This window comes from Ruegeria sp. BH6, from assembly GCF_056538105.1.
The window spans coordinates 243,587-269,248 of sequence record NZ_JBQFSR010000002.1; the positions used below are offsets into that span (position 1 = coordinate 243,587).

Genomic DNA, 25,662 nt, shown 5'->3' on the forward strand with positions numbered 1-25,662 from the left:
GTTTTATGGCGCTCAACCTGCCTGTTCATCGCCCCACTAGGCAAGTCACATCACGCGGTCCACGTGCTTTTTTGCTACAACCTGCGCGCCTGCAACCACAACACGAGCGACGGGACGGTTGCACCGGCGCACGGCCTGAGTAAGCATTGCGACCAACTGCACCCCAAACGGACGACCATGACGGACACACAGACACCCAACCAGCCCGCGCAGGGACGCAATTACCAGCTTATCTTTTGGTCAGGTTCGCTGGCCACAATTGGCGGACAGCTGGTGAACCCCAATCTGGTGCTGCCCTTCCTGTATCTGGCCTTGGGGGCGCCTACGTTTTTCGCGGGCCTGTTGCTGCCCTTCGTGACCGGATCGCGCCTGATTGCCGAGATTTTCATGTCTCCGTTCATCAATCGGGTGACCCGCGCGAAACTGGCGGTTTACGCACCCAACATCCTGACGGCCGCCATTCTGTCGGTCGTGGCATTGTTCGCAACAAACCTTCCCAATCTTTTGATTGTGTTACTATTTCTGACAACCGCGGTTGTAATGGGACTGTGCCAAGGGATCACCAGTCTGGGTACCAGCCAAATCTATGGCATCTCGGTGCCCGAGGCGAAACGAAATCGGATGGTGTTTGCACAGGCCACAATCTCAGGCATTCTGGCCATTCTTGTGGTCTGGGTGACGCGCGATCTGCTGGCCTCGGATGAACCAATGCAGCGCCACATCGTCGTCCTGTGGTGCGGCGTCGTCGCCATGTTCGCCGCCGGCGTCAGCTTTGCCGGTGTCCGGCTGCTGGAACAAGAGCAAGCCCGTGCCCCCGCACCCAAAAGCAAACCCAAACCGCTGGCTGAGTTGGTGACCGGTTTCAAAACCGGCATGGCTTATTCGTGGTATCGCAAGTTTCTAACGGCGCGTCTGATCTTTGTCTCGGTTGAGCTGGCCATGCCGTTTTACACGATCCACGCTGCGACCTTTCACGTGGGCACCAAACACTCACTCAGCTATTTCGTGATGGCCGCCAGTCTTGGTATGGTGCTGGGCTCGATCCTGTGGGGTTGGCTCAGCGGTCGGATCTCGGTCAAGCCGGTGATGTGGCTGGGGTGCTTGATCTCGGCAGTTTCAGCCATACTGGCGCTGGCCTTCACATTCCTTGGCTATGCGCAGAACGTCTGGGTTTATGCGCTGGTCATCCTGCTGCTGTCACTGGGCGGGAATGGTGTCATTTATGGCCGCTATCTCTATATCATTGAAAAAACATCGGAACAGGAGCGTCCCTACCTGGTCGCCCTTGGCGATGTTAGTGCCGGACTGATCGGTATGGTCTTTGCTGCGATCCTGGGCGCGGTGGCACATCTGCACGATCCAATCACCCCGATCTTTGCACTGGTCGCGCTGAACCTGATCGCAATGCTCTATGCGTTGCGCCTGCCTCCGGTCAAAAGCTGACACTGCCCACGTTTTTCTTGGAAATGGTGGCTTTTCCTTGCCCAAAGCGACGCCTATACAGTGCCCCGCAACATCAACCCAAAGGGCACGATATGACCTACCACCCCAAATCGGATTTCATCGCCACGATGATCGAGCGCGGCTTTCTCGCCGACTGCACCGATTATCAGGGCCTTGACGAAGCGCTGATCAGTGGGTGCAAGCCGGCCTATATCGGCTTTGATGCGACGGCAAAATCGTTGCATGTGGGCAGCCTGATCCAAATCATGATGCTGCGCTGGTTCCAGAAAACCGGCCATCAGCCGATCACCCTGATGGGCGGCGGCACAACCAAGGTGGGCGATCCGTCGTTCCGCGCGGATGAACGCCCCCTGTTGGGTCCCAAACAGATCGACGAAAACATCGCGGGCATCAAAAAGGTGTTCTCGGCCTTTATCGACTATGACAGTGACGCCGAAAACAAAGCTCTGATGCTGAACAATGCCGAGTGGCTGGACGACCTGAACTACCTCGATTTCCTGCGGGACATCGGGCGGCACTTCTCGGTCAACCGCATGCTTTCGTTTGAGTCCGTGAAATCGCGGCTGGATCGAGAACAATCGCTCAGCTTCCTCGAATTCAACTACATGATCCTGCAGGCTTATGATTTCCTTGAGCTGAACCGCCGCTATGGCTGCGTTCTGCAGATGGGCGGCTCGGATCAGTGGGGCAATATCGTCAATGGGATCGACCTGACCCGCCGCGTGCTGGATCATGAGATCTTTGGCCTGACCTCGCCCCTGTTGACCACCAGCGACGGCAAGAAGATGGGCAAATCTCAGGACGGTGCCGTGTGGCTGAACGCCGAGATGCGCTCGCCCTACGAATTCTGGCAGTTCTGGCGCAACACCACCGATGCGGATGTCGGGCGGTTCCTGAAGCTCTACACCGAAATGCCGGTGGATGAGTGCGAGCGCCTGGGCGGGCTGCAAGGGTCCGAGATCAACGAAGCCAAAATCCGCTTGGCGAACGAAATCACCACCCTGCTGCACGGGGCCGAAGCCGCAGCCAAGGCCGAAGCAACCGCGCGTGAAGTGTTCGAAAAGGGCGGCGTGGGTGGCGATCTTCCGACCCTGACTCTCAGCGCGGATGAGCTGGGCGACGGAATGTCCATCGTGCAGGTCATCGTGAAATCGGGTCTGGCCAAATCGGGCAAAGAGGCCAAGCGCCTGATTGCCGAGAATGGCGCCAAGTTGGATGACGCGCCGCTGACCGATGCAGGGCTGATGATTGACGCGGGCGCGCTGTCCTCGCCCATCAAACTGAGTGCTGGTAAAAAGCGGCACGCGCTGGTGCAATTGGGCTGATCACAGCCCCGCCCATTACAAATAACGGCCACCCCGTTGGGTGGCCGTTTTCCTTTTCAAAGGTGTAGGTTCACATCGGCGCGGTTAACGCTTGCCGCCCTTGCCGCCGCCTTTACCGTCGCCGTGGCCACCCTTACCACCGCCATGGCCTCCTTTGCCGCCGCCTTTACCGTCGCCGTGGCCGCCTTTGCCACCGCCATGGCCTCCTTTACCGTCGCCGTGGCCGCCTTTGCCTCCGCCGTGACCGCCGCCATTGCTGCCCCCATTGCCGTGACCACCGCCGCCATTGCCATTGCCGTTATTGCCGCCACCGTTTCCGGTGCCGGGGCCAGAGCCGCCGTTATTGCCACCGCCGTTGCCGGAATTCCCGTTGTTTCCGTTACCATTACCGGGGCCGCCGTTGTTGCCACCGTTGCCGCCGCCGTTGCCACCACCGTTGTTGCCGCCATTGCCGCCGCCGTTGTTGCCGCCATTGCCGCCGCCGTTGTTGCCGCCATTGCCGCCGCCGTTGTTGCCGCCATTGCCGCCGCCGTTGTTGCCGCCGTTGCCTGGGTCACCGCCGCCGTCACCGGGATCACCACCACCGTCGCCGGGATCACCGCCACCATCACCGGGATCACCGCCACCATCACCGGGGTCGCCGCCACCGTCACCGGGGCCACCGCCGCCGTTGCCGGGGTTACCACCTTCGCCTCCGCCGCCAGACCCGGAACCACCTCCGTTATCTGAATCAAGACCGGCAAACTGATCATTTCCCCGCGCCTCGCCTGGATTTCCCGATGCACCAATCGAACCCGTTGGCTGGTCGGTCAACAACGAAGCCAATCCTGAGCATTGCGCCGTTGTGTTGCGCAATGTGGTCGCGAAATCCGACCGTTGTTGCAGGCGTTCCAGAAAGCTGGGTGTCACCTGCTGACAATCACACAGCGCCTGATAATCCCCCCGATTTGCAGCATCCCGGGCGGTTTTCCAGTTGCACACCTCTGGCGCAGCTGCGGCGCTGCTTACCGCCATCACAGTCAGAAAAGGTGCTGTTACCAGCACAGGAATTCCGACTTTCAAACTCTTACGCATAACACTTGTCTCCTTGTTCGGCGCCCCCTCGACGCGTCAAATTGATAGGTACCGATGTGAGACTTGCGCATTAAGCGCAGTTAAAGTTCCTCTGAGAATCGCTTGAGAAACGGCATAAAACTTTGAAAAATCTCGTCCGAATTGTGGACATCACCTAAATCCTCAGATTAACTGAACATTCGTTCATATCCTGAGAGGAGACCGCCGCCATGCAATTGTCCACCACATCCGCGATCATCACTGGCGGTGCTTCGGGGCTGGGCGAAGCAACCGCACGCCACTTTGCCGAGCGCGGCGCACAGGTCACTATTCTGGACCGCGACGCCGTCCGTGGCACTCAGGTCGCGGAGGAGATCGGAGGGCATTTTGCTGAAACGGACGTGACGAACGAGGAATCCGTGGCCGCAGCGATCGATCAGGCGATGAACAATATGGGCCAGATCACAGCCGCCGTGAACTGCGCCGGAATCGCTTATGGCATCAAGACGGTGGGCAAAGACGGCCCCCACCCACTGGACGCCTTTCAACGCACCATCGACATCAATCTGGTGGGCACATTCAACGTCTCGCGCCTGGCTGCGGTTGAAATGGCAAAGAATGACCCTGAGCCCGACGGCGCACGCGGTGTGATCATCAATACCGCATCTATCGCGGCCTTTGACGGGCAAAAGGGACAAGCGGCCTATGCGGCCTCAAAAGGTGGAGTGGTCGGGATGACCCTGCCGATGGCCCGCGATCTGGCCTCGACCGGGATACGGGTGATGGCCATCGCCCCCGGTATCTTCATGACCCCGATGCTGGCCGGTCTACCAGAAGAGGTACAGCAGCAACTGGCCGCTGACGTCCCCAACCCGGCCCGTCTGGGTGATCCGCGTGAATACGGGCGACTGGCCGGGTTTATCGTCGAGATGGGATACCTGAACGGAGAGGTCATCCGCATCGACGGTGCCCTGCGAATGCGCTAGGTCAGTTTCATGACCGAACGCGAAAAGATGCAGGCCGGAGAGTGGTATTGCTGTCTGGATCCGGAATTGGATGCCCTGCGCGCACAGGCCCGACGCGCGGTTCACGCGCATAACACCTGTCCGCCGGATACCCGCGGTGCGATAGCACCGGAATTGCTTGCGTTGTTCGGCAACGTCGGGTCGGATTGCTTTCTCGAGGCTCCTTTTCACTGCGCCTATGGGTTGAACATCCATCTAGGCCAGCACGTTTACTTCAACGCAGGCTGCGTGGTTCTGGATACCGCGCCGGTGAGGGTCGGAGACGGCACGATGTTCGGACCGCACGTTCAGGTTTATTGCGCCCAACACGCCAAAGACCCGGTTGAGCGAGCGCAGGGTCTAGAAATCGGCCTGCCAGTGACGATTGGGCGGAATGTCTGGGTGGGCGGTGGAGCCATCTTGATGCCCGGCATCACCATCGGCGACAATGCCACCATCGGTGCGGGCAGCGTCGTGACCAAAGACGTCGCGGCCGAAGAAACGGTCGTTGGAAACCCTGCCCGAGCGCTGAAACAGTCCTAAACGCCTTCGGCCTTTTCTTCGAGCATCAGCCACTCATCCTCGGCTGCGGCCAGTTTTTCCTGCCGCTCGACCAACGCCTCGGTCGCCTTCTGGAATTTAACCGGTTCGCGAGTGAACAATTCGGGATCGGACATGAGGTCTTCCAGTTTGCCGATCTCGGCCTCAAGCCGGGCGATTTCGGCGGGTAGTTTCTCAAGCCGGTGTTTTTCCGAGAAAGACAGACCCGATTTCGCCTGACTTTCCGGCTTGACCTTTGGCTTTGAGGGTTTTGATTTTTCTACCTTCTTTTCCGCAACGTCCCCTCGCTGTGCAATATAGTCCGACCACCCACCCGCATAGACGATTGCGCGGCCATTGCCCTCCATCGCGATGGTCGTAGTGGCGACGCGATCCAGGAAATCCCGGTCGTGACTGACCAGCAGAACGGTGCCGTCATAATCGTCCAGCAGTTCCTGTAACAGATCCAGTGTTTCGACATCCAGATCGTTGGTCGGTTCGTCCAGCACCAGCAGGTTCGAGGATTTGGCCATCAGCTTGGCCAGCAGCAATCGCGCTTTTTCGCCCCCTGACAGGGATTTAACCGACGCTCTGGCCTGCCGTTCGTCAAACAGGAATTCCTTGAGGTAGCCGACCACATGCTTGGGTTGGCCACCGACCATCACCTGATCAGCCTTGCCGGAAACCCGCATCTCGGGGTCGCCGGTCAGACTATCCCAAAGGCTCATTTCCGGGTCCAGTTGCGCGCGGGTCTGATCGAACACCGCAACCTCAAGATTGGTACCCAGGGTCACCGACCCCTCATCCGGTTGCTCTTGTCCAAGCAGCATTTTCAGCAGGGTCGTCTTGCCTACACCATTGGGTCCGACAAAAGCCACCCGATCACCGCGTTGCACCAATAGGTCGAAGTTCCGCACGATCTGTTGCGCATCAAAGGACTTGGACAAGCCTTTGGCTTCGATAACTTTTCGTCCGGATTTTGGCCCTGCCTCAAGCGCCATAGCGGCCGAGCCCTGGCGTTTGATTTGCGCCGCCTTTTCGGCCCGCAACGCCTGCAGGGCGCGCACGCGGCCTTGATTGCGCTTGCGTCGTGCGCTGATGCCCTCGACAGCCCATTTCGCCTCGGATTTAATCAGGCGGTTCAGCTTGTGACGTTGCTGATCTTCCTCATCCCAAACTTTGTCACGCCAAGTTTCGAATGCGTCGAACCCCTGTTCCTGTCGCCGCACCATTCCGCGGTCAATCCACAGCGTGGCTCGGGTTAATGCCCGCAAAAACGCGCGGTCGTGCGAGATCAGAACAAACGCAGCCCGCGTCGCGCCCAGCTCACGCTCGAGCCAGGCGATGGCTTCGATATCCAGGTGGTTGGTCGGCTCGTCCAGCAGCATCAGGTCTGGCGCCTCGGCCATCAGCTTGGCCAAAGCCGCGCGTCGCCGCTCGCCGCCCGAGGCCGTTTCGACCGGGCGCGACGGGTCGAATTTCAGCCCCTCTCCGGCACGTTCAACCTTGTACAGCTCACCTGGCTCTAACCCGCTTGAGGCATAGTCGCCCAGCGTCGCGAACCCTTCCATGGTTGGGTCCTGCTCCATGTAACCTACAGATTTTCCAGGCGGAATCACAATGTCGCCTTGGTCTGGCTCGACCAGACCGGCCATCACTTTCATCAAGGTTGATTTGCCGGACCCATTGCGCCCCACCAACGCGACACGATCGCCCGGCTGCACCACCAGGTCCAGCCCCGAAAACACCGGATCACCCCCAAAGGTCAGGGAAATGCCGGACATCTGCAACAAAGGAATTCTCGCCATGCCCGCCAGCTAAACCGGCAAGGCCAAGGGGTCAACGGGGATTACCGAACCACCGCTCGCAACAAACGTTTCCTTGCCGGGGGAATCGCACCAATCTCAAGCCCGGTGAACACATGCAGCGTGTTCATATGCCGATCGACGACCGCATGGTCACTGACCCAGCCGCCCATCATCAGATAAGTACGCAGCAAAGGCGGCATCCGCAACATCGCCTTTTTCACATCCGGCCTGCGACGCAGACGCGTGGCAAAGCGGAATACATCCGGTGCCTTGACCCGTGGCAGCCAACGTTTTGGGGCGAGATGCCTGTGCTTTAGAATCGCGAACGCATCCAGATACTCCTCGGTTTCGGTCCCAGCGAAGGACGAACAGCCAAACAGCATCTCGACATTATTCTGATCTACATAGGCCGTCATTGCACCCCAGGCGACACGCAGAATGTCTGGGTCGGTCCAGTCCGGATGAACGCAAAACCGCCCCATCTCAACCATCCGACCGCTAAACCCCGTAAGCGCCGAAAGATCATAGAACTGCGCCGAATAGCTGCGGCCGATTTCAGTGCCATCCGCCATGGTCAGCATGCGGAAACAACAGACCACCTGCCCGCCTGCGCGCACATCTTCGACCAGAATATGGGCACAGACCGAATCGAAATCGTCCTGATCGATTTTTTCTGTCCCAAAGGCCAACATCCGCAGCTGCTGTGCCGCCGCCAGGTCCTGCCGCGACTGCGCCAGCCGGGCGCGATACCGCCCCTTACCAAGCAATAGTGCCATGGTCGCATCCTCCGCGGTTGCTGACCTGTTTCCTCTTGCCATGCCCCTATCACACAATGTGTGACTGCCGCATGACCATCGCAAGATGTGGCTATAAATTACTGTGACGTGCCGGGAATATTGGCCGGGTTAAAGTTACCGATGTTACCCAACAGCTGACGGATAAAGCCCTGACCCTGAATCGTGGACTCGGTAATCCGGCGATCCAGCGTGACGACAATACCATCCTCAAGCCCAAACCGTTCGATATTCCGAACCACGCCCCGGTCATCAAAGCTGATCGCCACCAACTCACGCGAGACCACTTCGGGCTTTTTCGGGCCGTAATGACGAATGCGTGACCGGACGTAATAGAACCCGGAATCGCGGATCACGCCGGACGAACTGGGGGCGCCGACCGCCTCGATCACACTGTCGCGGGTGTCCACACCCACTTTGACCTCGGCCAGATCCTCGGGCGTTGGGACATATCCGTGATTCTTGAAGACCGGCGAACATGCACCAGCCGCTGCCAGACAGGCCGCAAAGACAAGCGTTTTCGACGCCGGTTTCAACCTGTTCACAACCTTCAACATTCACACCCTCTTGCCTTGGCCCGTTACGGACCCTATCCGCTTACATCAAACCGCAGCCCCGGTTCAACACAGGAAAGGGTCACGAATGAGCAACCAGACATCTCTGCGGGTGGCCGATCTGCCCCAAAATGCACCAACCCCCTTTGAGTTGCGCCCAGACGCCAAGGCTTTGGAGGCTATCAGGGACGAGTTGGGCTTGCTTGGCCTACGCAAGCTCAGCTTTGTGGGTGACGTAAGGGCACAGGGCAAGCGCGACTGGGTATTGAACGGAAAACTGGGGGCTACAGTGATTCAGCCCTGCGTGGTAACATTGGAACCGGTGACCACCCGCATCGACATCCCGGTCGCGCGAATCTATGTGGCCGATTGGGTTGATCCAGAAGAGCCCGAGTTTGAAATTCCCGAAGGTGATGAAACCGAACAGCTTGGTGCTGAGATCGACCCAGCGCTTGTCATGGTCGAGGCCCTGTCGCTGGCCCTGCCCCAATACCCACGTAAAGACGGTGCCGAACTGGGACAGGCCGACTATACCGAGCCGGGCAAACAGGCCATGACAGACGAAGACGTCAAGCCCTTTGCCGGTCTGGCCAGTCTGCGCGACGCGCTGAAAAAAGACGAGTGACATAGGTCTGTTTTCCTGTCATATCAGGCCCTCAGAAAAATCGCTTGAACATGTCGAGAATCGCAGTATTTTCGCGCGCTCATCGGAATTTGGGTTGGACATTGCGGGGATCGTCCCCTAAACGCGCGTCAAACCACGAGATAAACAAAGAATGAAACCCGGCCCACAGCGAATCTGTTGGCCCTCAGTAGACAAAGGTTGAGACCATGGCCGTCCAACAGAACAAAGTTTCCAAGTCGCGTCGCAACAACCGCCGCGCACACGACGCTCTGGTTGCTGCAAACCCGAACGAATGCCCCAACTGCGGCGAGCTGAAGCGCCCGCACCACGTCTGCGCGTCCTGTGGCCACTACGATGACCGCGAAGTCGTCGCACAGGCCGACGAAATCGACCTGGACGAAGACGCGGCCTAAGCCTTTAAAAGCGCAGGCAAGGAATGACTGAACAGCCCTCGCACGCCGGACGGATTACCATCTCGGTTGACGCTATGGGCGGAGACTCGGGCGCCGCGACTGTGGTTGCGGGCATTGCCAAATCGGCAATAAAAAATCCCGATATCGCGTTTATTCTGCACGGGCCTGAGCCTACGCTGCGCAAACTTGTTGCCAAACGGCGTGTCCTGCAGGGGCGCGTCGTTTTTCGTGATTGCCCCGATGTAGTCACGATGGAGGACAAGCCCAGTCAGGTTGTCCGCAGCGGCAAGCAGACCTCGATGTGGTCAACGCTGGAATCAGTGCGGCAAGGTGAGGCGCATGGCGCCGTTTCCTGCGGCAACACCGGCGCACTGATGGCGCTGTCGATGATGCGGTTGCGCAAATTGCCGGGTGTAAACCGTCCGGCGATTGCGATTCTGTGGCCATCGCGCAACCCGCAGGGGTTCAACGTGATGCTGGATGTGGGCGCGGATGTGCGCGCCGACGCCAAGGACCTGCTGCAATATGCGCTGATGGGCGCATCCTATGCGCGCAACGGCATGGCGCTGGAACGTCCTCGGATCGGTCTCTTGAACGTGGGCACCGAAGAACACAAGGGCCGCGCCGAGCTTAAAGAAGCACATGCTATGATCACGGAATTCGCAGAGCAGGCGAATTTCGATTTTGTCGGTTTCGTTGAAGGCAGCGACATTCCCGGCGACAAGGCGGATGTCATTGTCACTGATGGGTTTACCGGCAACGTCGCCATTAAGACCGGCGAAGGCACCGCCAGCCTGATTGGCGACCTGTTGCGCAAAGCGTTCAAGTATTCACCGCTGTCACGCCTCGCTTCGGTACTGGCGATCACGTCGTTAAATCGTTTGAAAAAGCGTATCGACCCGCGCCAAGTAAATGGCGGCGTTTTTCTTGGCCTCAACGGAACCGTGGTCAAATCACATGGTGGCGCGGATGCCATCGGAGTCTCGGCAGCAGTCAAACTGGCCTTTACCCTGGCCCAGTCTGGTTTCGCCGAAAAATTGGCGGCACGGGTTGCATCGACAGCCGAGCTTGCACAAGATGCCGCCCACACGCCGCCAAAGGCTGGCGAATAACAAAAAAGGCAGTACCCAAGCATGGCAGGCCGTTCAGTTGTCGTTGGTGTCGGACACTATTTGCCAGAGCGCATCGTTCCGAATTCCGAGTTTGAAAAGACGCTCGATACAACGGATGAGTGGATTAAGACCCGCTCGGGTATCGAGCGCCGCCATTTCGCCGCCGAAAACGAAACAACGTCCGATCTGGCCACCAAAGCGGCCGAGGCCGCGCTGGCCGATGCGGGGCTAGTGGCTGACGATATCGATGCGATCATTGTGGCAACTTCGACCGCCGATCTGACTTTCCCATCTGCCGCAACCATGGTGCAGGCACAGTTGGGCATGACCAAAGGCTTTGCCTTTGACGTTCAAGCCGTCTGCGCCGGGTTCGTCTTTGCGCTGACCAATGCCAACGCCCTGATCGTATCCGGTCAGGCCAAGCGCGTTCTGGTCATCGGGGCCGAAACCTTCTCGCGAATCATGGACTGGACGGACCGGTCCACCTGCGTGCTGTTCGGTGATGGCGCTGGTGCGCTAGTGTTGGAGTTGCAAGAGGGCGAAGGCAGTGCGCAGGATCGTGGCATTCTGGCGACCGACCTTAATTCAGACGGCCGGTACAAGGACCTGCTTTACGTCGATGGCGGTGTGTCGACCCAATCGACCGGACATCTGCGGATGCAAGGTAATCAGGTGTTCCGCCATGCGGTCGAAAAACTGGCCAAAACGGCGGAAACCGCGTTGCAAAGCGTTGGCCTCAGCAACACTGACGTCGACTGGATTGTGCCCCATCAGGCAAATATCCGCATTATTCAGGGCACCGCCAAGAAAATGGGCCTGCCGATGGAAAACGTCGTCGTCACCGTTCAGGACCATGGCAACACATCGGCCGCGTCGATTCCTCTTGCCTTGTCCGTCGGCAAACAGCGCGGGCAAATCAAGCAGGGCGATCTGCTTGTGACCGAGGCCATCGGCGGCGGTCTGGCCTGGGGCGCGGTTGTGCTGCGCTGGTAACCGGCGCAATTCGGCTTACACGCAGACTTGCAATTCATTGATATTGACAGCGAATTTCCCCTCACCGTATTCTGCGGTATCAACAGGGGAAATGGTATGGGCGATAAAACACTGACCCGAATGGATCTGAGCGAGGCCGTCTTTCGTGAGGTTGGCCTGTCACGCAACGAAAGTGCGCAGCTGGTCGAAAGCGTTCTGAACCACATGTCCGACGCTTTGGTGCGCGGTGAGCAGGTGAAGATTTCGTCATTCGGCACGTTCAGCGTTCGGGACAAAACTGCCCGCATCGGCCGCAACCCCAAAACCGGCGAAGAGGTTCCGATTCAACCCCGCCGGGTTCTGACGTTCCGCCCGTCGCACCTGATGAAGGATCGCGTCGCCGCAGGGAACCGTAAGTAAGATCAGGACGACACGGTTATGAGCAAGTCCCCCGACGCCTTTCGCACGATCAGTGAAGTTGCGGACTGGCTGGGCGTTCAGGCTCATGTCCTGCGATTCTGGGAAAGCCGTTTCAATCAGGTCAAACCGGTAAAGCGTGCCGGAGGGCGGCGTTACTACCGTCCCAACGACATGCGCCTGCTGGGCGGTATCAAGAAACTGCTGCACGAGGACGGGATAACCATCAAAGGCGTTCAGCGTATCCTGCGCGAACAGGGCGTGGCGCATGTTTCCGCGCTTTCGCAAGGGTTGGACGAGGTGGCCAAACCGGACGCCACCGCTAACGACAGTGTAGTTGTGCCCTTCTCTTCTAAGCCAGTCGAGACAAGCGAACAGATCAACCTAAATCTGGACGACGCTGCACCCGTTGCTGAGGCCCCTAAGGTGGAGCCTGCTGAACCGAAACCGCAGCCGGTCGCGGCGCAACCCACACCGGAGTTTCTGGATGAGGCCCCCCTGTTGGGTGGAATCGCAACGCAGGCATGGAATCGCACCGATTTCGATGACGATCTGCTGAAACAGATTGCCCCGGTGGCAAAGGACCTGCGCGCCGTTCTTAACCGCATTGAAAACCGAACGGCGGGATAAGAAAAAAGGCGATGATTTCCTCTTGCCCCTGCCGGGAAAGTCTTTATGAACACCTCAACGTCGGGCTATGGCGCAGCCTGGTAGCGCGTCCGTCTGGGGGACGGAAGGTCGCAGGTTCGAGTCCTGCTAGCCCGACCAAATCATACCGACGTTTATGGCAGACAGGCCAGATCCCGCTCTGGCATCAAGGGGGATCGGAATGACAGGTGTATGCCCAAATCAGCAAATCGAAGCGATGATCGCGCGCGGTGAAATCACCGCCAACCCCGAGGTTATCCCTGCGCAGGTTCAGCCTGCCAGCCTTGATTTGCGCTTGGGAACAGTGGCTTACCGTGTTCGCGCCTCGTTTCTGGCCGGCGAAACCCGATCCGTCGCGGATCGGTTGTCTGAGTTCGAGATGCACCGCATCGACATCACGGATGGTGCGGTTCTGGAAAAAGGCTGCGTCTATCTGGTGCCGCTGATGGAATCGCTGGCCCTGCCCGAAACCGTGACGGCTGTGGCTAACGCCAAAAGCTCGACCGGGCGGCTGGACTTGCTGACCCGCACCATCACCGATGGTGGCACCGAGTTCGACCGCGTGCCCGCGGGCTATACCGGCCCGCTTTACGCGGAGATTTGCCCGCGTTCCTTCTCGGTGCTGGTACGTCCGGGGATGCGGCTCAATCAGATTCGCTTCCGCCAAGGTCAGGCCGTGCTTAGCGATGCAGAACTGACCGCGTTGCACAGTGACTCGCCCTTGGTTGACGGTCCTGCAGTGATTCAGGACGGGTTAGGTTTTTCGGTCGACTTGCAATTGCCCGACACCGATCTGGTGGGCTATCGCGCCAAGCCGCATACCGGAGTGATCGATCTGGACCGGATCGGAGAATACGACCCGCAGGAATACTGGGAAGAGGTCCGCACCACCGATGGCCGCATCATCTTGGACCCGGGCGCCTTCTACATCCTGGTCAGCCGCGAGGCCGTCCACATCCCGCCCCTCTATGCCGCCGAGATGGCGCCGTATCTAGCCATGGTGGGTGAATTCCGGGTGCATTACGCAGGTTTCTTCGACCCCGGTTTCGGCCACGCCGCCGCCGGAGGCGCTGGATCACGTGGAGTGCTTGAAGTGCGCTGCCATGAGGCACCTTTTGTGTTGGAGCACGGTCAAGTCGTCGGTCGGCTGGTCTATGAGAAAATGGCCGAAATGCCCACCCAGCTGTACGGGGCTGGCATCGCCTCAAATTACCAAGGACAAGGCTTGAAATTGTCCAAGCATTTCAAGGCAGTTAGCTGATCAGAACTTCATGAACCGGCGCGCTTGACGGGTTATTCGTTGCGCTTGTTTCAGGTTCTGGGATGGGCGTGGGCCTTTATTGTTGGCACGGTTGGCCTCGCCGGGCTGTTCGTTCTTACCACCCATACGGCTTGCCATATCAAAGCCCTTGTCAACGCTTTTACTGACAAGGCGGCGCATGACCTGACGTACGATCATGTCGATCATCCGATTGGCATTCATTGCTCAACTCCGTTTTCTGACCCTCAACATAGGCGAATTGTGTGACACCAAAAGGGTCGTTTGATCACTCTTCCTCGAACAGTTCGGTCTGATCTTCATCCTGCTCTTCTTCGCGCCCCTCACCCAGTGGGATGGTGCCCGGCGGTGGCCGGTTTTCCAGCAGGCCAGCGGCGCGCAGTTCCTTGAGCCCCGGCAGGTCGCGAGCGTTCTCAAGCCCAAAATGGTCCAGGAAATGCGGCGTCACCACAAATGTCACCGGACGGCCCGGTGTCATTCGGCGACGGCCTAACCTGATCCACTCCATTTCCAGCAGTTGGTCGATCGTCCCGCGTGAGACCGAAACACCGCGAATTTCTTCAATCTCAGCCCGCGTACAGGGTTGATGGTAGGCCACGATAGCCAGCGTTTCGATGGCCGCACGGCTCAGTTTGCGGGTTTCAACTGTTTCTTTTTGCATCAAAAAGCCCAGATCGGGGGCGGTTCGAATGGCCCAGGCCTCGCCAACCTTGACCACCCGCACACCGCGTCCTTCATAGCGTTTCTGAAGCATTTCAACCGCTTGCGCCGCGTCGCTGCCATGGGGCATCCGGGCCTCAAGATCAGAGGTAGTCACCGGTTCGGCGCTGGCGAACAGCACGGCCTCGACCATGCGCTCTTGCTCTGCCAGCGGCGGTGCTTCGAACAGGGTGCCGGTGCCTTCGTCTTCGGGGGCGTCAGTCACGTGTGTCAGTCCTCTTGCGCAGATGGATCGGGGCAAAGGTCTCGCTCTGCTTGATTTCCATATGTCCTTCTTTCACCAATTCCAGCGAGGCCGCAAAGGTCGCCGCCGTGGCCGAGCGTTTGCGGACAGGGTCCGCGTCCCAACCATCGGGCAGATAGGTCTCCATATCCGTCCAGGTGCCCGCAAAGCCGATCAGGGGGCGCATCCGCTCCAGCGCCTGTTCCATCGTGAACACGGCGTCACGGTCCATCACGAAGGGGCGGAATTCGTCGCGTGTGCGGATGCGAGCGTACCCCTGCATCAAATCCAGCAGGGTTGCCGAATAAGTCACAGTGCGGATGCGGGTGACATCCTCGCCCTGCCCGCGTTTGAAGAAATCGCGGCCCAGCTGGTCCCGCGCCATCAAGCGGGCCGCAGCATCACGCATGGCCTGCAAGCGCTCTAGCTGAAACGCCAGATGCGCGGCCAGTTCTTCACCTGACGGACCCTCGTCATCCGGATCAGGGGGCAGCAGCAGGCGGGATTTCAAAAAGGCCAGCCACGCCGCCATAACCAGATAGTCAGCTGCCAATTCAATCCGCAGAGCCCGGGCTTTTTCAACAAAAGTCAGATATTGCTGCGCCAGCGCTAGAACCGAGATTTTCCGCAGGTCGACCTTTTGTGTCCGCGACAGGGTCAACAACACGTCCAACGGGCCTTCGAACCCGTCGACGTCAACGATCAAGGCTTCGGCCGCAAGGCGATCCGCGACCGAGACCGGGTCTTCGCTGAAAAGGTTATCGTTCATATACCTGCCCGCCCATTAGGGCAGATAGTTCCGCCTCAGTCGCGGGGATGTCAAGTTCCGCAGGCTTTTGCCGCATTGCCAGCGCCTTTTCTGCGCGTATCTCGGCCTGCTCGGTCATTTCTCCGGCAGCTTCCAGCACTTTGGCGCGGGCTTCAAACGAGCCGTTGCAATGCAAAACCAAGTCGCATCCGGCGTTGAGCGCCTGACGGGCAATCTCCTCGGGTGCGCCGCTGAGGGCCTTCATCGAGATATCATCGGTCATGATCAGGCCATCAAACCCAATCTTTTCGCGGATCAGACCGATCATTGTGGGTGAAATCGTAGCCGGTTGTGGGTCGATCCGGTCATAAACCAAATGCGCCGTCATCCCCATCGGCAGGTCGTTCAAGGCACGGAACGGCGCGAAATCGGTCTCTTCCAATGCGTCTTGCGTCAGATCGACATGTGGCAGGTCGTGGTGGCTGTCCAGCGTGGACAGGCCGTGGCCTGGCATGTGCTTGATCACTGGCAGAACACCACCATCCAGATGCCCCTTGGCAACCGCCTTTCCGATCCCGGAAACTGTTGTTGAATCAGATCCATAGCAGCGGTTCTTCAGAAAGGCATGCGTATCATCACGCGCCAGATCCACCATCGGGGCACAATTGCTGTCGATCCCCAGCTCAAACAGCTCATTCGCGATTAGGCGATAGCGTAGATACATGGCGCGTTCAGCCTGATCCCCCGCGCCCGCGACATGATCCAGCGGTGGCATCCATTCCCGCGCCAGTGGTGCGCGCAGCCGTTGCACGCGGCCGCCTTCCTGATCAATGGTGATCGGGCAATTGCGTCCCACAGCCTCGCGGAAGTCGTCGCACAGGGCGCGGATCTGATCGGCGGTATCGATGTTGCGGGCAAACAAAATGAACCCAAACGGGTTCATTTCTTGAAACAGACTTTTTTCTTCGGGCGTCAGGCGCAAGCCTTCGGCATCAGTGATTGCCGCGCCGAAACTCACCGAGCGGCCACCGGGATACAATCGGCGCCTTGTGCTTCGAGGGCAGCGCAGAACTGACGCGAGTCGCTCAGGTCGTCAAATCCCAGAACCCGCAAACGATAAAAGGTTCGACCACCACGTGAGGTTTTCTGGATAACACGTTGTTTTCCATCCATATATTCACCGAAACGGCCATTCAGGCGATCCCATTCAGCCCGCGCTACATCCGTGCTTTCATAGGCCCCAAGCTGGGCCATGCGCGTGCCTTTGGACAATGTGTCCGGGTCAATATCCAGCCCCACAGCAGCTTTGACCGCAGCGTTGATCGCGTCTTCAGTACTGCTGCTGGTGGTGATCCCGCTGGGTGAAGAACGGGCCGGGCGCGTGTTGGGACGCAAAGACCGGCGAACCCCCGGCAGTGCGGCCAGTTCCGGATCGGGCAACTGTGCGGCCAGATCAGCGGGGTCAATCGCGGGCTCTTCTTCGGGCACGACCAAAGAGGCCAGTTGCACGCCCTGCTCGGTCGGTTGGTCGAATTGTGCCGCATCGCCAGCCAGTTCGGCGACCAGAGCGTCTACCGAACCCTGGCGCAATTGCGCAGCCTCCTGACCAGAAATCTCTTCCTGCACCACATGCACGGCCGGGGTGGGCTTCAGAGGCTCAACCGGCGTGTCCTCATCCGACAGGGACACCGGGCGCGGCGCAAGGATCAGACGATCCGCCGGTGGTGCAGCAGTTCCGACCGCGGCTACTGTGTTGACGGCCAGTCCTTGATGATCGGCAGGTGTTCCACCGGGGCTTTCTGGCTGAATGCGCATGGGCCCTTCGATGGCACGTACGACCGGTACGCCGCTAACATCGCGCATCACCAGCTTGTAACCCCAAACACCAATGCCAGCGACCAATGCCAGGGACGCAACCGCGCCCAGCGCGTTTACGATACGACCCAGACCCGCCGCGCGCGGCGCTTCTTCATACCCTTGCATGTCGTCGGAATAGTCATACCCATCCTGAGGATGTGGTTGATTCGTGTAATGCATCTGCTCGGGGCGCATCTGCCCCGAGTAATCGTAACGTGCCATGTCCGCCTCACCGCCCGATTCACGCCAGAAAATAAGGCGCGCGGGTCATTTCTTGCCTACCTCGTACCGGTGCTTCGGGCGGTGTTTGTTACCGCATCTCCTGCGCCGGAGTAACGCCAAGAATACCCAAGCCCGCTGAAATCACAACAGAAACGGCGCGGGCCAATGCGATTTTTGACTGGCTTGTGGCAACATCGCCATCCTGGATGAAACGCAGTTGAGTCTCGTCGTTGCCCTTATTCCACAGCGCGTGGAAGTCTCCTGCAAGCTCATACAGGTAGAAGGCAACCCGGTGCGGTTCATTCGTGCGCGCGGCGATCTCAACCAAACGAGGCCATTCAGCCAGCTTCTTGGCCACGGTCAGTTCCGAGGCGTGATCGTTCTTGCTGAGGTCCGCACCCGCAAGGGTCACGTCATCAGCGACAATCCCTGCCTCGGCGGCGCGGCGCTGCACGCTCATGATGCGGGCATGAGCGTATTGCACGTAGAACACGGGGTTCTCGCGGCTCTGCTCAAGCACCTTGTCGAAATCGAAATCCAGGGGCGCGTCGTTCTTACGAGTCAGCATCACGAAGCGGGTCACATCCGGCCCAACCTGATCGACCACATCCCGCAGGGTGACAAAGTTCCCGGCCCGCTTGGACATCTTGAATGGCTCGCCGTTCTTCCACAGCTTCACAAGCTGGGTCAGCTTGATATCCAGCGGCACTTTGCCATCAGACAGCGCCGATACTGCTGCCTTCATCCGTTTGACATAGCCGCCGTGGTCCGCGCCAAACACGTCGATCAGAGCATCAAACCCACGGGTCACCTTGTCATAGTGATAGGCAATATCCGGGGCGAAATAGGTCCAGCTGCCGTCCGACTTCTTCACCGGGCGATCGACGTCATCGCCATGTTCGGTGGACTTGAACAGGGTCTGCTCGCGCGGCTCCCAATCCTCGGGCTTTTTGCCCTTTGGCGGCTCCAGAACGCCTTCATAGATCAGGCCCTTTTCGGTCAGCGACTCCAGCGCGGCCTCGATCCGGCCCGTCCCATAGAGCGATTTTTCCGAGAAGAACACATCCATCTCTACGCCCAGCGCCTTCAGGTCAGCGCGGATCAGGTCCATCATCGCGTCGGTCGAGAACTCGCGCAGATCGTCCAGCCATTCGCTTTCCGGCTTGTCAATCAGGCTGTCGCCGTATTTCTCTTTCAGCGCTTCGCCGATTGGGATCAGGTAGTCGCCCGGATACAAGCCTTCGGCAATCTCGGGGCTCAACCCGTTGGCTTCGCGATAGCGCTCGTAGGCCGAGCGTGCCAACACGTCGACCTGCGCACCGCCGTCGTTAATATAGTATTCGCGGGTCACATCATGGCCGGAATAGGCCAACAAGCTTGCCAGCGCATCGCCAAACACCGCGCCCCGCGTATGGCCAACATGCAGCGGCCCAGTCGGGTTGGCCGACACATATTCCACGTTGACCTTTTGCCCCTGCCCCATAGTCGAGCGGCCATAGTCCGTGCCTTTCTCCAACACTGCCGCCAGAACACCCTGCCAAACCGAAGGCGCCAACCGCAGGTTCAAAAAGCCCGGCCCCGCAACCTCGGCACTGGTGATCCGGTCATCCGCCGCCAGCTTTCCGGCCAACACATCGGCAATGTCACGCGGCTTCATCTTGGCCGGCTTCGCCAGCACCATCGCGGCGTTTGTCGCCATGTCGCCATGCGCGGCATCGCGCGGTGGTTCGACCGCCACATTGTTAAAGCTCAGCCCCTCGGGCAGCGCGCCTTCGGACTGCATCTGTGCCAGCGCGTCCAGTACAAGACCGCGGATCTCGGAAAACAGGTTCATTTCGGATGTCCTTTTGCTTGTCCGGCGGTTTACCACGCAAAGCGGCAAGGTCAATGGAAGCGATCGGTTTCCGCTTGGATTAGCGGTAAACCGGGCTAAGGTCACAGGAAATTCCTAACCTCGGAGATCGTTCCATGCGTCTTGCCCTGCCCCTTGCATTCGTCCTGACCACTTCGATCCCGGTCTGGGCCGATATGCCCGCGCCGCAGGGCCATGTTCTTCTGACGCTGGGCGGGGCGGTGACGGAAACCAACTTACCGGCTCGGGGTGAAAATGACGGTGGTCTGTTGGGCTATCTCGAAGTGCAGCACAGCGGCGGCGCCGGATTTGACGCCGCGATGCTTGACGGTCTAGCGCAAGTGGAGATCACAATTGCCTACGGCCCCGAAGACAATCAGCGCGACGTCGCCTTCTCTGGTCCGCTTTTGTCGGATGTGATGGTCATGGCAGGGGCCGAAGGGAAGACTGCCAAACCAATGGCGATGGATGGATACCAGTCCGAAATCCCATGGGACAGTATTCAGGCGCACCAACCCATCGTGGCAACCCATGCGGATGGCAGTCCGATGGGGATCGGCGGCTATGGCCCTACGATGATCGTTTTTCCGCCCACAGATGATGCTGATCTGGCGGACGAGCAATCCGGGCAACAGGTTTGGGCGCTAGCCTATATCGGCATCGAGTGACGACCGCCCCGTCAGCCTTTTGTGATCCTGCAAGGCAAAGCGGTCGGTCATACCTGCAATGTAGTCCGACACAATCCGTGCCAGCACCGTCTCATCCCGGGCCGCTTCTATATCGCCGTGCCAATGGGCTGGCATTTGTTTGGGATCGTTCAAGTAGATCGGGAATAATTTTTCAACGACCGCAGACACTTCGGCCCTGACCTTCATGACGCTGGGCGCACGATACATCCGCGAAAACAGGAAGGCGCGGATCTCTTTAAGTTGCGCCCAAAGCACCGCCGAGAACTGGATCACCGGATAACCCAGATGCCGGATATCTTCGACCGTTTGCGCGCCAGACTCAGCGATCAGGTCGCGCGAGGTGTCGATCACATCCGAAACCATCACCCCAAACACGCGACGCAATGCTTCGTGCCTGCGCCGATACGGGTCCAGACCAGGGTACTTGCGGTCCACTTCCGCATAGCAATCACCGACGATGGGCAATTGCTGAATTTCCGCGTCCGTGAACAGATCGGCCCTGAGCCCATCCAACAGATCATGATTGTTATAGGCTATATCGTCAGACAGCGCGGCCACCTGTGCCTCGGCACTGGCATGGGTGTGCAGTTCAAGGTCAAAACCGCCATTGCACTCGGCCAGCGCCCACGGCAATTCGCCTGTCACAGGCCCATTATGCTTGGCTATGCCTTCTAGACATTCCCATGTCAGATTGCAGCCGTCGAATTCGGCATAGTGGCGTTCCAACTTGGTGACGATCCGAATGGCCTGCGCATTGTGATCGAAGCCGCCGTATGGCTCCATCAAAGCGTGCAAGGCGTCCTCTCCGGTATGACCAAAGGGCGTGTGCCCTAGATCATGCGCCAATGCCACGGCTTCGGTCAGTTCGGGGTTCAATCCCAAAGCCCCGGCAATCGTGCGCGCCACCTGTGCCACTTCGATAGAATGCGTCAGGCGCGTGCGGTAACTGTCGCCTTCATGTTCAACAAACACCTGTGTCTTGTGTTTCAGCCGCCGAAACGCGCTGGCATGAATGATCCGATCCCGGTCGCGCTGAAAGCATGATCGGAAACTGCTTTCCTCCTCAGGTACTAGCCGCCCCCTTGCGCGGCCTGGATCCGAGGCAAAACCTGCTCTGTCCAAAGGCCTTATCCTTGTCGCCTGTCCTTGCAATTTCTATATTGTAAGGCGTAAAGGAAATAAACCTTTGGAGACCGGCATGAATCTGCCCCCCACAGTCACAGAACGCGCCTTTGACCGTCTGGCCGAGATTGGCGCAGCGGATCAGGGTCAGGCCCTACGCGTCGCAGTGGAAGGCGGCGGATGTTCCGGTTTTCAATACGAAATCGCGCTGGACGAACCCAAAGACGACGATCTTGTGCTGGAAGGCAAAGGCCAAAAGGTCATTGTCGATTCGATTTCTCTGCCGTTTCTGGAAAATGCAGTGATCGATTTCACGCAGGAACTGATCGGTGCGCGGTTTGTGATCGAAAACCCCAACGCGACCTCATCCTGCGGCTGCGGTACGTCTTTTTCAATGTGACCTTGCCCTGCCCGCGTGGTTGAGGGATAGATCAACCGGCAGTCAGCCGGAGGATCGCGCATGAAAATCGCCACGTTTAACATCAACGGCATCAAAGCGCGGGCCGAAGCTCTGCCCCGGTGGCTTGACGAAGCACAACCTGACGTCGTCCTCTTGCAGGAAATCAAGTCGGTCGATGAAAACTTCCCGCGCGAGATATTCGAGGAACGTGGTTATAACGTCGAAACCCACGGCCAGAAAAGTTTTAACGGCGTCGCCATCTTATCAAAACTTCCACTTGAGGATGTGTCCCGTGGCCTGCCCGGCGATGATGAGGACGAACAGGCGCGCTGGATTGAAGCGACCGTGATCGGCAAGCAAGCGTTGCGGATTTGCGGGTTGTACCTGCCCAACGGCAACCCGGTACCCGGACCGAAATACGACTATAAGCTGGCCTGGATGGAACGGCTGTATCATCGGGCGCGCGAACTGATGGCCAGCGAAGAACCGGCACTTATGGCGGGAGATTACAACATCATCCCACAGGCCGAAGATGCCGCCCGCCCGGATGCCTGGCGCGAGGATGCCTTGTTCCGACCGGAAAGCCGTGCGGCGTTTCGCAAAATCCTCAATCTGGGCTTTACCGAAGCGTTTCGGGCCCGCACGCAAGGACCTGGTCACTACTCATTCTGGGACTATCAGGCGGGTGCGTGGAACAAAAACGATGGCATTCGTATCGATCACTTTCTGCTGACACCTCAGGCTGCCGATCTGATGCAAGATTGCCAGATTGATGCAGCCGTGCGCGGGCATGAGAAACCGTCGGACCACGTGCCAGTCTGGGTTCAGCTCGACCTGTAATCAATCATGCGGTCGGTTCGTAGGCGTAGATCCACTCGTATTTTTTCGAAAGCCTTGGTCCAACGGCCATCAGCACCATCTGTGCCGCCAGTCGCATGGGACCGCGCAGGTGAAAATTTCGCGCGTTGGCTCCGGCGGCAGCCACAACCCGTTTGGCCCTTGGGCGACGGCGGGTTTCATAGGCAGCAAGAGCTTGTGTCACATCGGGTTGTTCTTCGAAGGTGCGGGCTAGAATCCACGCATCCTCTAACGCCAAACAGGCGCCTTGCGCCATGAACGGCAAGGTAGGATGCGCCGCGTCACCAAGCAGCGCCAACCGCCCGTTCTGCCAGCTTTGCGCCACAGGCCGCAGGAACAGGGCCCAAAGATGGGTTTCGGTCACGTCAGACAGAATATCACCCACTGGCCCCCCGAAATCGGCAAAACGCGCGCGCAGATCATTCGGATCGCCTTGCAGTCGCCAGCCTTCCTCTTGCCAGTCCGAGCGCTCCTCAATTGCCACCACATTCATCAGTTGCTGATCGCGCAGCGGATAGGTGACGACGTGGCGTCCAGGCCCCATTGTCAGTGAGGCGCAAGGCATCTCCTCTCGTTCTGACAAGGGGATAGTCGCACGCCAGGCAATCTGGTGCGTAAACTGAGGGGCCTCTGGCCCGTTCAGGGTCGGACGTATGGTGCTGCGGCCCCCGTCCGCCGCGATAGCACAGTCGCACCGCAAGCGTTCGCCGTCATTGAGAACGATTTCCGCCTCTGCCGGATGTTGGAGAACCTGCGCCACCTGCGCGCCCAGCTGGATAGTAACGCCCGCCTCTAAAGCCACCCGGCGCAACAGATCCAGCAAATCCGCGCGATGGTAATAGTAGGTCGGTCCGGCTGCCGGTGCGGGAATACGGCTTATTACTCGACCTTTGCGATAATCTCGCAGAATTGTGCCGTGCGATAACTGCCCGCCCTCGGGCTTATCCCCTAACACATTCAGCGCCCGCAAAACCGCCATGCCGTTGGCGCTGATCTGCAATCCTGCGCCAACCTCAGTCAGGGCCGGAGCCTGCTCAAGAACCGTGACCTGCGCCCCGCGTTGCCGCAGTGCCAAAGAGGCTGCCAGTCCCCCTATTCCGCCGCCGATGACATTGAATTTCAGACCGTTGATATCCATGGCACCGGCTTAACGCAAAAACGCCGGAGCAACAGGCCCCGGCGATTGAATTATTACCAAAGTTCCAGCGATCAATCGTCGCGGTGGACCTTTTCGCGACGCTCGTGACGTTCCTGTGCCTCAAGCGTCATGGTCGCGATTGGACGCGCATCCAGACGTTTCAGCGAAATTGGATCGCCCGTCTTTTCGCAATAGCCGTACTCGCCCTCTTCGATGCGACGCAGGGCCGAGTCGATCTTGGCAACCAGCTTGCGCTGACGGTCGCGGGTCCGCAGCTCCAGCGCGCGATCTGTTTCCTCGCTTGCGCGGTCTGCAACGTCCGGAATGTTACGGGTGTTGTCCTGCAGCCCTTCGATCGTGTCGCGGCTGCCCGCCAATAGTTCATTCTTCCAATCCAGCAGCTTGCGGCGAAAATACTCAAGCTGACGGTCATTCATGAAAGGTTCATCTTCGGCCGGGCGATAATCCTCCGGCAGAAAAACTTCCTGCTTCATTTTTGCTCCCTCGGTATGGCCAGTAACGTCGGTTGCTGTTGTTTGACCTGACATTTGGCACTCCCTTCTGCGGTGCATGTATCCGACGCACGCACGAATGTCACTACACAAACGTCGTCTTAATACGTCACGTCCCCGGCATGTCTAAATATGAGACAAATAACAACAAAACCTTGTTATACTGTGGAAATTGTCAGGCGAAAATTTGGCAATCCCCAACAGATACGGCACTCGCCGGACGTCGAATCACACAAAAGGGATTGGAGTCGTTACGAAAATCTGATCCCGCGACGCCGTGGCCCGCTTGTCAAAATCATCGCCTCTCTGTAACCCGAACAACACAGATTGCGCAAAACCAAACGAGGGGCCCATGACCGCACGTTTCCAAGGCACCGCCGAATATGTTGCCACCGATGACCTGACCATTGCGGTGAATGCTGCCGTGACGCTGGAACGCCCCCTGCTGGTCAAGGGGGAACCCGGCACGGGCAAAACAGAACTGGCCAAACAGGTGGCAGGTGCACTGGGGCTGCGCATGATCGAGTGGAACGTGAAGTCCACCACCCGCGCGCAACAAGGTCTGTACGAATACGATGCGGTCAGCCGGCTTCGTGACAGTCAGCTGGGTGAAGAACGCGTGCATGACGTGTCCAACTACATCCGTAAGGGCAAGCTGTGGCAGGCGTTTGACGCCGACGAGAAGATTGTTCTGCTGATTGACGAGATCGACAAGGCGGATATCGAGTTTCCCAACGATCTGCTGCAGGAACTCGATAAGATGGAGTTCCATGTTTACGAGACTGGTGAAACCATCCGGGCCAAACACCGCCCCATCGTCATCATCACCTCGAACAATGAAAAGGAGCTGCCCGACGCGTTTCTGCGCCGCTGTTTCTTCCACTATATCCGCTTCCCTGACGAGGCGACCATGCGCCGGATCGTCGAGGTCCACCACCCCGGTATCAAAGATGCGTTGCTGACCACTGCCCTGACGCAATTCTATGAAATCCGCGAAACGCAGGGGCTGAAGAAAAAGCCCTCAACCTCCGAAGTGCTGGATTGGCTGAAACTGCTGTTGGCCGAAGACCTGACGTCCGAAGACCTGAAACGCGATGGTGCGAACGCTTTGCCCAAGCTGCACGGTGCGTTGCTGAAGAACGAACAGGACGTGCATCTGTTCGAGCGACTGGCCTTTATGGCGCGCAGCAAACGCTAAACCTGTTGAACATCTGGTTATCGCTGCTTGCTTTGGACAGGTCTGGCTGTCAGCATTGCAGGTGGCGGTCCGGTTTATCTGGGCTACCTATAACCGGATCAGATGGGACCCTGTG

General features: G+C 58.7%; 28 protein-coding genes and 1 tRNA gene. 16 read left to right on the top strand and 13 right to left on the bottom strand.

Features of this window, described 5'->3' with window-relative positions; all coding sequences use genetic code 11:
• The first annotated feature begins 177 nt into the window (after positions 1-177).
• Positions 178-1,443, top strand: a complete 1,266-nt coding sequence (locus ACR0B8_RS06415) for an MFS transporter (protein ID WP_480658131.1) — start codon at positions 178-180, stop codon at positions 1,441-1,443.
• A gap of 92 nt (positions 1,444-1,535) precedes the next feature.
• Positions 1,536-2,789 (top strand): tyrosine--tRNA ligase, encoded by a 1,254-nt coding sequence (tyrS, locus tag ACR0B8_RS06420; RefSeq protein WP_170358852.1) that lies wholly within the window; start codon positions 1,536-1,538, stop codon positions 2,787-2,789.
• A gap of 84 nt (positions 2,790-2,873) precedes the next feature.
• Here tyrS and ACR0B8_RS06425 read toward each other — a convergent pair whose 3' ends face one another.
• Positions 2,874-3,863, bottom strand: coding sequence for a hypothetical protein (locus tag ACR0B8_RS06425; RefSeq protein ID WP_226688345.1), 990 nt, complete (start codon positions 3,861-3,863; stop codon positions 2,874-2,876).
• Positions 3,864-4,072: 209 nt separating this feature from the next.
• Here ACR0B8_RS06425 and ACR0B8_RS06430 point away from each other — a divergent pair, with 209 nt between their 5' ends.
• Both ACR0B8_RS06430 and ACR0B8_RS06435 read left to right on the top strand, forming a co-directional pair.
• The gene (locus ACR0B8_RS06430; RefSeq protein WP_170358856.1) at positions 4,073-4,828 is read left to right on the top strand and encodes an SDR family NAD(P)-dependent oxidoreductase; all 756 of its coding nucleotides are present in this window, start codon (positions 4,073-4,075) and stop codon (positions 4,826-4,828) included.
• Positions 4,829-4,837: 9 nt separating this feature from the next.
• A complete protein-coding gene (locus tag ACR0B8_RS06435; RefSeq protein WP_170358858.1) occupies positions 4,838-5,389 on the top strand; it encodes a sugar O-acetyltransferase in 552 nt (183 codons plus the stop codon).
• On the opposite strand, the gene ACR0B8_RS06440 is transcribed toward ACR0B8_RS06435, so the two are convergent.
• The 3 genes from ACR0B8_RS06440 to ACR0B8_RS06450 all read right to left on the bottom strand — a co-directional run bounded on the left by ACR0B8_RS06440 (position 5,386) and on the right by ACR0B8_RS06450 (position 8,545).
• Entirely contained in the window at positions 5,386-7,194 is a 1,809-nt protein-coding gene (locus ACR0B8_RS06440) for an ABC-F family ATP-binding cassette domain-containing protein (RefSeq protein WP_226688344.1), read from the bottom strand. The genes ACR0B8_RS06435 and ACR0B8_RS06440 overlap by 4 nt on opposite strands.
• 41 nt (positions 7,195-7,235) lie before the next feature.
• Positions 7,236-7,970 carry a GNAT family N-acetyltransferase gene (locus ACR0B8_RS06445; protein ID WP_226688343.1) on the bottom strand — a complete coding sequence of 245 codons (735 nt, stop codon included), beginning with the start codon at positions 7,968-7,970 and terminating at the stop codon, positions 7,236-7,238.
• Positions 7,971-8,068: 98 nt separating this feature from the next.
• Positions 8,069-8,545: an outer membrane protein assembly factor BamE gene (locus ACR0B8_RS06450; protein WP_170348973.1), complete on the bottom strand. Its 477-nt coding sequence runs from the start codon at positions 8,543-8,545 to the stop codon at positions 8,069-8,071.
• Positions 8,546-8,630: 85 nt separating this feature from the next.
• Here ACR0B8_RS06450 and ACR0B8_RS06455 point away from each other — a divergent pair, with 85 nt between their 5' ends.
• The 8 genes from ACR0B8_RS06455 to ACR0B8_RS06490 all read left to right on the top strand — a co-directional run bounded on the left by ACR0B8_RS06455 (position 8,631) and on the right by ACR0B8_RS06490 (position 13,990).
• Positions 8,631-9,167, top strand: coding sequence for a YceD family protein (locus tag ACR0B8_RS06455; protein ID WP_226688342.1), 537 nt, complete (start codon positions 8,631-8,633; stop codon positions 9,165-9,167).
• A 206-nt stretch (positions 9,168-9,373) separates the two neighbouring features.
• A complete protein-coding gene (gene rpmF / locus ACR0B8_RS06460) occupies positions 9,374-9,580 on the top strand; it encodes a 50S ribosomal protein L32 (RefSeq protein ID WP_008756996.1) in 207 nt (68 codons plus the stop codon).
• Positions 9,581-9,603: 23 nt separating this feature from the next.
• Entirely contained in the window at positions 9,604-10,692 is a 1,089-nt protein-coding gene (plsX, locus tag ACR0B8_RS06465) for a phosphate acyltransferase PlsX (RefSeq protein WP_170358864.1), read from the top strand.
• Between the two features lie 21 nt (positions 10,693-10,713).
• Complete coding sequence (locus tag ACR0B8_RS06470; protein WP_170358866.1) at positions 10,714-11,685, top strand: beta-ketoacyl-ACP synthase III; 972 nt, start codon at positions 10,714-10,716, stop codon at positions 11,683-11,685.
• A gap of 96 nt (positions 11,686-11,781) precedes the next feature.
• Positions 11,782-12,084, top strand: a complete 303-nt coding sequence (gene ihfA / locus ACR0B8_RS06475; RefSeq protein ID WP_008755922.1) for an integration host factor subunit alpha — start codon at positions 11,782-11,784, stop codon at positions 12,082-12,084.
• An 18-nt stretch (positions 12,085-12,102) separates the two neighbouring features.
• Complete coding sequence (locus tag ACR0B8_RS06480; protein WP_170348977.1) at positions 12,103-12,711, top strand: MerR family transcriptional regulator; 609 nt, start codon at positions 12,103-12,105, stop codon at positions 12,709-12,711.
• A 61-nt stretch (positions 12,712-12,772) separates the two neighbouring features.
• Positions 12,773-12,849: transfer RNA gene (locus ACR0B8_RS06485), tRNA-Pro, on the top strand.
• 61 nt (positions 12,850-12,910) lie between these two features.
• On the top strand, positions 12,911-13,990 hold the full coding sequence (locus ACR0B8_RS06490) for a 2'-deoxycytidine 5'-triphosphate deaminase (protein WP_170358869.1): 1,080 nt from the start codon (positions 12,911-12,913) through the stop codon (positions 13,988-13,990).
• Here ACR0B8_RS06490 and ACR0B8_RS06495 read toward each other — a convergent pair whose 3' ends face one another.
• The 6 genes from ACR0B8_RS06495 to argS all read right to left on the bottom strand — a co-directional run bounded on the left by ACR0B8_RS06495 (position 13,991) and on the right by argS (position 19,612).
• A complete protein-coding gene (locus tag ACR0B8_RS06495) occupies positions 13,991-14,212 on the bottom strand; it encodes a hypothetical protein (RefSeq protein ID WP_170358871.1) in 222 nt (73 codons plus the stop codon).
• 64 nt (positions 14,213-14,276) lie between these two features.
• Positions 14,277-14,933: an SMC-Scp complex subunit ScpB gene (gene scpB, locus ACR0B8_RS06500; RefSeq protein WP_170348980.1), complete on the bottom strand. Its 657-nt coding sequence runs from the start codon at positions 14,931-14,933 to the stop codon at positions 14,277-14,279.
• Positions 14,926-15,720: a segregation and condensation protein A gene (locus ACR0B8_RS06505; protein WP_170348981.1), complete on the bottom strand. Its 795-nt coding sequence runs from the start codon at positions 15,718-15,720 to the stop codon at positions 14,926-14,928. The genes scpB and ACR0B8_RS06505 overlap by 8 nt, the downstream gene beginning before the upstream one ends.
• Positions 15,710-16,717 (bottom strand): beta-N-acetylhexosaminidase, encoded by a 1,008-nt coding sequence (nagZ, locus tag ACR0B8_RS06510; RefSeq protein ID WP_170358873.1) that lies wholly within the window; start codon positions 16,715-16,717, stop codon positions 15,710-15,712. The genes ACR0B8_RS06505 and nagZ overlap by 11 nt, the downstream gene beginning before the upstream one ends.
• Complete coding sequence (locus tag ACR0B8_RS06515) at positions 16,714-17,778, bottom strand: SPOR domain-containing protein (RefSeq protein WP_480658127.1); 1,065 nt, start codon at positions 17,776-17,778, stop codon at positions 16,714-16,716. Before ACR0B8_RS06515 ends, nagZ begins: the two co-directional genes overlap by 4 nt.
• Positions 17,779-17,866: 88 nt before the next feature.
• Positions 17,867-19,612, bottom strand: coding sequence for an arginine--tRNA ligase (argS, locus tag ACR0B8_RS06520; protein WP_480658125.1), 1,746 nt, complete (start codon positions 19,610-19,612; stop codon positions 17,867-17,869).
• Between the two features lie 134 nt (positions 19,613-19,746).
• On the opposite strand from argS, the gene ACR0B8_RS06525 reads away from it, so the two are divergent.
• On the top strand, positions 19,747-20,298 hold the full coding sequence (locus ACR0B8_RS06525; RefSeq protein ID WP_170375714.1) for a putative pterin-binding protein: 552 nt from the start codon (positions 19,747-19,749) through the stop codon (positions 20,296-20,298).
• Here ACR0B8_RS06525 and ACR0B8_RS06530 read toward each other — a convergent pair.
• Entirely contained in the window at positions 20,275-21,441 is a 1,167-nt protein-coding gene (locus ACR0B8_RS06530; RefSeq protein ID WP_480658123.1) for a deoxyguanosinetriphosphate triphosphohydrolase, read from the bottom strand. The two genes, ACR0B8_RS06525 and ACR0B8_RS06530, sit on opposite strands and share 24 nt — an antisense overlap.
• 76 nt (positions 21,442-21,517) lie before the next feature.
• Between ACR0B8_RS06530 and ACR0B8_RS06535 the strand changes: the two genes are divergently transcribed.
• Positions 21,518-21,841, top strand: coding sequence for a HesB/IscA family protein (locus ACR0B8_RS06535; protein WP_170348987.1), 324 nt, complete (start codon positions 21,518-21,520; stop codon positions 21,839-21,841).
• A 60-nt stretch (positions 21,842-21,901) separates the two neighbouring features.
• Positions 21,902-22,681 (top strand): exodeoxyribonuclease III, encoded by a 780-nt coding sequence (gene xth / locus ACR0B8_RS06540; RefSeq protein WP_170348988.1) that lies wholly within the window; start codon positions 21,902-21,904, stop codon positions 22,679-22,681.
• Positions 22,682-22,685: 4 nt separating this feature from the next.
• Here the strand turns inward: xth and ACR0B8_RS06545 are convergent, their stop codons facing one another.
• Both ACR0B8_RS06545 and dksA read right to left on the bottom strand, forming a co-directional pair.
• A complete protein-coding gene (locus ACR0B8_RS06545; RefSeq protein WP_226688339.1) occupies positions 22,686-23,837 on the bottom strand; it encodes an FAD-dependent monooxygenase in 1,152 nt (383 codons plus the stop codon).
• Positions 23,838-23,908: 71 nt separating this feature from the next.
• Entirely contained in the window at positions 23,909-24,331 is a 423-nt protein-coding gene (gene dksA / locus ACR0B8_RS06550) for an RNA polymerase-binding protein DksA (RefSeq protein ID WP_170348990.1), read from the bottom strand.
• A 370-nt stretch (positions 24,332-24,701) separates the two neighbouring features.
• Between dksA and ACR0B8_RS06555 the strand changes: the two genes are divergently transcribed.
• Complete coding sequence (locus ACR0B8_RS06555) at positions 24,702-25,547, top strand: AAA family ATPase (protein ID WP_170358883.1); 846 nt, start codon at positions 24,702-24,704, stop codon at positions 25,545-25,547.
• Positions 25,548-25,662: the final 115 nt, after the last annotated feature.

Bases quoted from the DNA above. Each gene is read 5' to 3' on its own strand.
- ACR0B8_RS06435 (WP_170358858.1), top strand. From the start codon at position 4,838: ATGACCGAACGCGAAAAGATGCAGGCCGGAGAGTGGTATTGCTGTCTG.
- ACR0B8_RS06555 (WP_170358883.1), top strand. From the start codon at position 24,702: ATGACCGCACGTTTCCAAGGCACCGCCGAATATGTTGCCACCGATGAC.
- ACR0B8_RS06415 (WP_480658131.1), top strand. From the start codon at position 178: ATGACGGACACACAGACACCCAACCAGCCCGCGCAGGGACGCAATTAC.
- ACR0B8_RS06535 (WP_170348987.1), top strand. From the start codon at position 21,518: ATGAATCTGCCCCCCACAGTCACAGAACGCGCCTTTGACCGTCTGGCC.
- ACR0B8_RS06545 (WP_226688339.1), bottom strand. From the start codon at position 23,837: ATGGATATCAACGGTCTGAAATTCAATGTCATCGGCGGCGGAATAGGG.
- plsX (WP_170358864.1), top strand. From the start codon at position 9,604: ATGACTGAACAGCCCTCGCACGCCGGACGGATTACCATCTCGGTTGAC.
- ACR0B8_RS06425 (WP_226688345.1), bottom strand. From the start codon at position 3,863: ATGCGTAAGAGTTTGAAAGTCGGAATTCCTGTGCTGGTAACAGCACCT.
- ACR0B8_RS06515 (WP_480658127.1), bottom strand. From the start codon at position 17,778: ATGGCACGTTACGATTACTCGGGGCAGATGCGCCCCGAGCAGATGCAT.
- tyrS (WP_170358852.1), top strand. From the start codon at position 1,536: ATGACCTACCACCCCAAATCGGATTTCATCGCCACGATGATCGAGCGC.
- ACR0B8_RS06495 (WP_170358871.1), bottom strand. From the start codon at position 14,212: ATGAATGCCAATCGGATGATCGACATGATCGTACGTCAGGTCATGCGC.
- ACR0B8_RS06505 (WP_170348981.1), bottom strand. From the start codon at position 15,720: ATGAACGATAACCTTTTCAGCGAAGACCCGGTCTCGGTCGCGGATCGC.
- ACR0B8_RS06450 (WP_170348973.1), bottom strand. From the start codon at position 8,545: ATGTTGAAGGTTGTGAACAGGTTGAAACCGGCGTCGAAAACGCTTGTC.
- xth (WP_170348988.1), top strand. From the start codon at position 21,902: ATGAAAATCGCCACGTTTAACATCAACGGCATCAAAGCGCGGGCCGAA.
- ACR0B8_RS06490 (WP_170358869.1), top strand. From the start codon at position 12,911: ATGACAGGTGTATGCCCAAATCAGCAAATCGAAGCGATGATCGCGCGC.
- ACR0B8_RS06480 (WP_170348977.1), top strand. From the start codon at position 12,103: ATGAGCAAGTCCCCCGACGCCTTTCGCACGATCAGTGAAGTTGCGGAC.
- ACR0B8_RS06445 (WP_226688343.1), bottom strand. From the start codon at position 7,970: ATGGCACTATTGCTTGGTAAGGGGCGGTATCGCGCCCGGCTGGCGCAG.
- dksA (WP_170348990.1), bottom strand. From the start codon at position 24,331: ATGAAGCAGGAAGTTTTTCTGCCGGAGGATTATCGCCCGGCCGAAGAT.
- ACR0B8_RS06470 (WP_170358866.1), top strand. From the start codon at position 10,714: ATGGCAGGCCGTTCAGTTGTCGTTGGTGTCGGACACTATTTGCCAGAG.
- ACR0B8_RS06525 (WP_170375714.1), top strand. From the start codon at position 19,747: ATGCGTCTTGCCCTGCCCCTTGCATTCGTCCTGACCACTTCGATCCCG.
- argS (WP_480658125.1), bottom strand. From the start codon at position 19,612: ATGAACCTGTTTTCCGAGATCCGCGGTCTTGTACTGGACGCGCTGGCA.
- ACR0B8_RS06440 (WP_226688344.1), bottom strand. From the start codon at position 7,194: ATGGCGAGAATTCCTTTGTTGCAGATGTCCGGCATTTCCCTGACCTTT.
- ihfA (WP_008755922.1), top strand. From the start codon at position 11,782: ATGGGCGATAAAACACTGACCCGAATGGATCTGAGCGAGGCCGTCTTT.
- ACR0B8_RS06455 (WP_226688342.1), top strand. From the start codon at position 8,631: ATGAGCAACCAGACATCTCTGCGGGTGGCCGATCTGCCCCAAAATGCA.
- ACR0B8_RS06430 (WP_170358856.1), top strand. From the start codon at position 4,073: ATGCAATTGTCCACCACATCCGCGATCATCACTGGCGGTGCTTCGGGG.
- rpmF (WP_008756996.1), top strand. From the start codon at position 9,374: ATGGCCGTCCAACAGAACAAAGTTTCCAAGTCGCGTCGCAACAACCGC.